This window comes from uncultured Desulfovibrio sp., assembly GCF_944327235.1.
Taxonomy (GTDB): domain Bacteria; phylum Desulfobacterota; class Desulfovibrionia; order Desulfovibrionales; family Desulfovibrionaceae; genus Desulfovibrio.
Map to the genome: position 1 here is coordinate 1 of NZ_CALVHE010000143.1, position 3299 is coordinate 3299.

Here is a 3299-nt window from a genome sequence, read left to right on the forward strand (position 1 = left end):
GAGCGGGAGTAACTCAGTGGTAGAGTGCAACCTTGCCAAGGTTGAAGTCGCGGGTTCAAATCCCGTCTCCCGCTCCAGATTTTTTATCCCCTTGCCGGCGGGAATAACTCAACGGTAGAGTGTCAGCTTCCCAAGCTGAAGGCTGCGGGTTCAAATCCCGTTTCCCGCTCCAAGTGCTTTTCCGGGAGTCCTAGGGGCTCCATCCTATAGCGGTCTGTACCGCACCCCGCGCGGGAGTAACTCAGTGGTAGAGTGCAACCTTGCCAAGGTTGAAGTCGCGGGTTCAAATCCCGTCTCCCGCTCCAAATTTTGCCCTTGCAGATTGCTGCAAGGGCTTTTTTGCGTTTTGGGCTGGATGCCTGCTTGCAAAAATGGTCCGTCATGGGGCAGACTTGCGCCGCCGGGCAGGAGCGTTTTGCCTTTAGAGCATTTTGCCTTTGAAAAAGGCAAGATGCGAGGCGGCGGCACAGCGCCGTCCGGCCCAAACCAAGCGGAAAAACCGCTTTTTTCCGCGAAACGACAGGCCATATGGTTTGAAACGTGAGGCGTTTCAAACGGAAAATGCGCATGGCCGCGGCGCGTCCGCCTTCCCTCTGTCCGCTGCCGTGCGGCGGACGCCGAGCGGGCATCCGGCACAGGCGCGGCAAACGATACAGGCCGGGAGGCTTGCCATGTACGATGTGCGCTCTCCGCGAGCGGATGATTTCATTGACCATGCGGAAGTCATGGCCACAGTGCGGTATGCGCAGGAGCACGCGCGCGACGCGGCCCTGCTGGACGAGATCCTTGCCCGGGCCGCCGAGCGCAAGGGCCTTGATCACCGGGAGGCGTCGGTGCTGCTGGCCTGCGAGCTGCCGGAAAAGACGGAAGCCCTCTACCGGCTGGCGCGGCAGATCAAGCTGGATTTCTACGGCAACCGCATCGTGATGTTTGCCCCGCTCTACCTCTCCAACTATTGCATCAACAGCTGCGTGTATTGCCCCTACCATGCCAAAAACAAGCACATCGTCCGCAAGAAGCTGACGCAGGAGGAAGTGGCCCGCGAGGTCATCGCCCTGCAGGACATGGGGCACAAGCGGCTGGCGCTGGAAGCCGGCGAGCACCCGTCCATGAATCCCATCGAATACATCCTGGAATGTATCGAGACCATTTACGGCATCCGGCACAGGAATGGCGCCATTCGGCGGGTCAACGTCAACATCGCCGCCACCACCGTGGAGGAATACGCCCTGCTCCGCAAGGCGGGCATCGGTACCTATATCCTCTTTCAGGAGACCTATCACCGGCAGAGCTATGAAAAACTCCATCCCGTGGGGCCGAAGCATGACTATGCCTGGCACACTGAGGCTATGGATCGCGCCATGCAGGGCGGCATAGACGACGTGGGGCTGGGGGTCCTTTTCGGGCTTGAGGGGTACCGCTACGAATTTGCGGCCCTGCTCATGCACGCCGAGCACCTTGAGGCGGCCTACGGGGTGGGACCGCATACCATCAGCGTGCCGCGCATCAAGCGGGCGGATGATATCGACCCCGGCATGTTCGACAACGGCATCGACGATGCGACCTTTGCCCGCATCTGCGCCTGTATCCGGGTGGCCGTGCCCTACACGGGCATGATCGTTTCCACGCGCGAGAGCCAGGCCGTGCGGGAGATGGTGCTGCCGCTGGGCATCTCGCAGATCAGCGGCGCGTCGCGGACCAGCGTGGGCGGTTACGATACGCCGGAGGAACCGGAGGACAATTCCGCGCAATTCGACGTGAGTGACAGACGCAGCCTTGATGAGGTGGTGCGCTGGCTCATGGAGCAGGGACACATCCCCAGCTTCTGCACGGCCTGTTATCGGGAGGGCCGCACGGGAGACCGCTTCATGGCCCTGTGCAAGAGCCGGCAGATCCTCAATTGCTGCCATCCCAATGCCCTGCTGACCTTGCGGGAATATCTGGAGGATTATGCCTCCCCTGCCACGCGGGAGCTCGGCCTGGCCCGCATCGAGCAGGAACTGGGGCGCATCCCCGGCGACAAGGTGCGGACGCGCGCGCGGGAGTATCTCGATCGCATCGCGCACGGAGAGCGGGATTTTCGTTTTTGAGTGCGCGTGCGGGACGGCTTCCCCTTCGTGGGGAGCGTGCACCAGCCGAATATCGTGAGAATGCGAGGATCAGGCAAAAAAAAGAGTCGAACGGCACTGGGCTTTTTTTCTCCCTCCGTGTAACAGAAAAGAAAAATGCTCGGTTCGCTATTTCGTAACCAGGGAGGTTGCCATGTCCGTAACCGATATGACACGACGTCACTTCCTCAAGGCCGGGAGCCTGACGTTGGGGGCCTGCATGACGGGCGGCATCGTGCCTGCTGCGGCAGCGGCGGCTGACGCCAAGGCAACGGTCTTCTTTACGCGGGACCTCAGTGCCGCGGGGCTGTGCCGCATGTATGAACGCGTTGCCCATGCCCTGAGCGGCAAGGTCGCCGTCAAGCTGCACACGGGAGAACCCAATGGGCCCAATATCCTGCCGCGCGACTGGGTGAAGACCCTGCTGCCGCATGTGCCGCAAGCCACCATCGTGGAGTGCAATGTGCTCTACCCCAGTCCCCGCCAGACCACGGAGGGCCACCGCGAGACCCTGCGTCTCAACGGCTGGGACTTCTGCCCCGTGGACATCATGGATGCCGAGGGCGACGCCCGCTTGCCGGTCAAGGGCGGCAAATGGATCAAGGAGCTTGCCGTGGGCAAGCATCTGCTGAACTATGATTCCATGCTGGTGCTGACGCATTTCAAGGGACACGTCATGGGCGGCTTTGGCGGTTCGCTCAAGAATATTTCCATCGGCTGCGCCTCGGGCAAGACCGGCAAGGAGCAGCTGCACCGCGAAGGCGAGCAGCTCTGGGCCGGCGGTCCCCATTTCATGGAGCGCATGGTGGAAGGCGGCAAGGCCATCGTGGATCATTTTGGCCCGCGTATGGCCTACATCAACGTGTTGCGTAATCTTTCGGTGGATTGCGACTGCGCCGGGACGGGCGCAGCGCCTGCCACCGCGCCGGATATCGGCATACTGGCCTCCACGGATCTGCTGGCCGTGGATCAGGCTTCCGTGGACATGGTCTATGCCCTGCCGGAAGCCCAGCGCCGCGACCTGGTGGAACGCATCGAAAGCCGCAGCGGCCTGCGCCAGCTTGAATATATGCGGGAGATGGGCATGGGGAACAGCTCCTATGAGCTTGTTGCCGTCTAGGTGTAGAGTGTCAATACGTTGTTCACCCTCTGCTCAGACATGAAGCTGGAGGTTTTCTGCCAAGAGCCGAA

Annotated in this window: 2 protein-coding genes and 3 tRNA genes; all 5 read left to right on the forward strand. The window is 61.4% G+C overall.

The window, feature by feature from the left end:
• Positions 1–2 precede the first annotated feature (2 nt).
• Positions 3–77 (forward strand) — tRNA-Gly (locus Q0K00_RS11600).
• 20 nt (positions 78–97) lie between these two features.
• Positions 98–172: transfer RNA gene (locus Q0K00_RS11605), tRNA-Gly, on the forward strand.
• A gap of 58 nt (positions 173–230) precedes the next feature.
• Positions 231–305 (forward strand) — tRNA-Gly (locus Q0K00_RS11610).
• A 366-nt stretch (positions 306–671) separates the two neighbouring features.
• Complete coding sequence (gene hydG, locus Q0K00_RS11615; RefSeq protein WP_297229702.1) at positions 672–2090, forward strand: [FeFe] hydrogenase H-cluster radical SAM maturase HydG; 1419 nt, start codon at positions 672–674, stop codon at positions 2088–2090.
• 172 nt (positions 2091–2262) lie between these two features.
• The gene (locus tag Q0K00_RS11620; RefSeq protein ID WP_297229704.1) at positions 2263–3228 is read left to right on the forward strand and encodes a DUF362 domain-containing protein; all 966 of its coding nucleotides are present in this window, start codon (positions 2263–2265) and stop codon (positions 3226–3228) included.
• The last annotated feature ends 71 nt before the right edge of the window (positions 3229–3299 follow it).

What these genes read in the sequence shown, in the direction of transcription:
- hydG (WP_297229702.1), top strand. Translation starts at nt 672, where the DNA reads ATGTACGATGTGCGCTCTCCGCGAGCGGATGATTTCATTGACCATGCG.
- Q0K00_RS11620 (WP_297229704.1), top strand. Translation starts at nt 2,263, where the DNA reads ATGTCCGTAACCGATATGACACGACGTCACTTCCTCAAGGCCGGGAGC.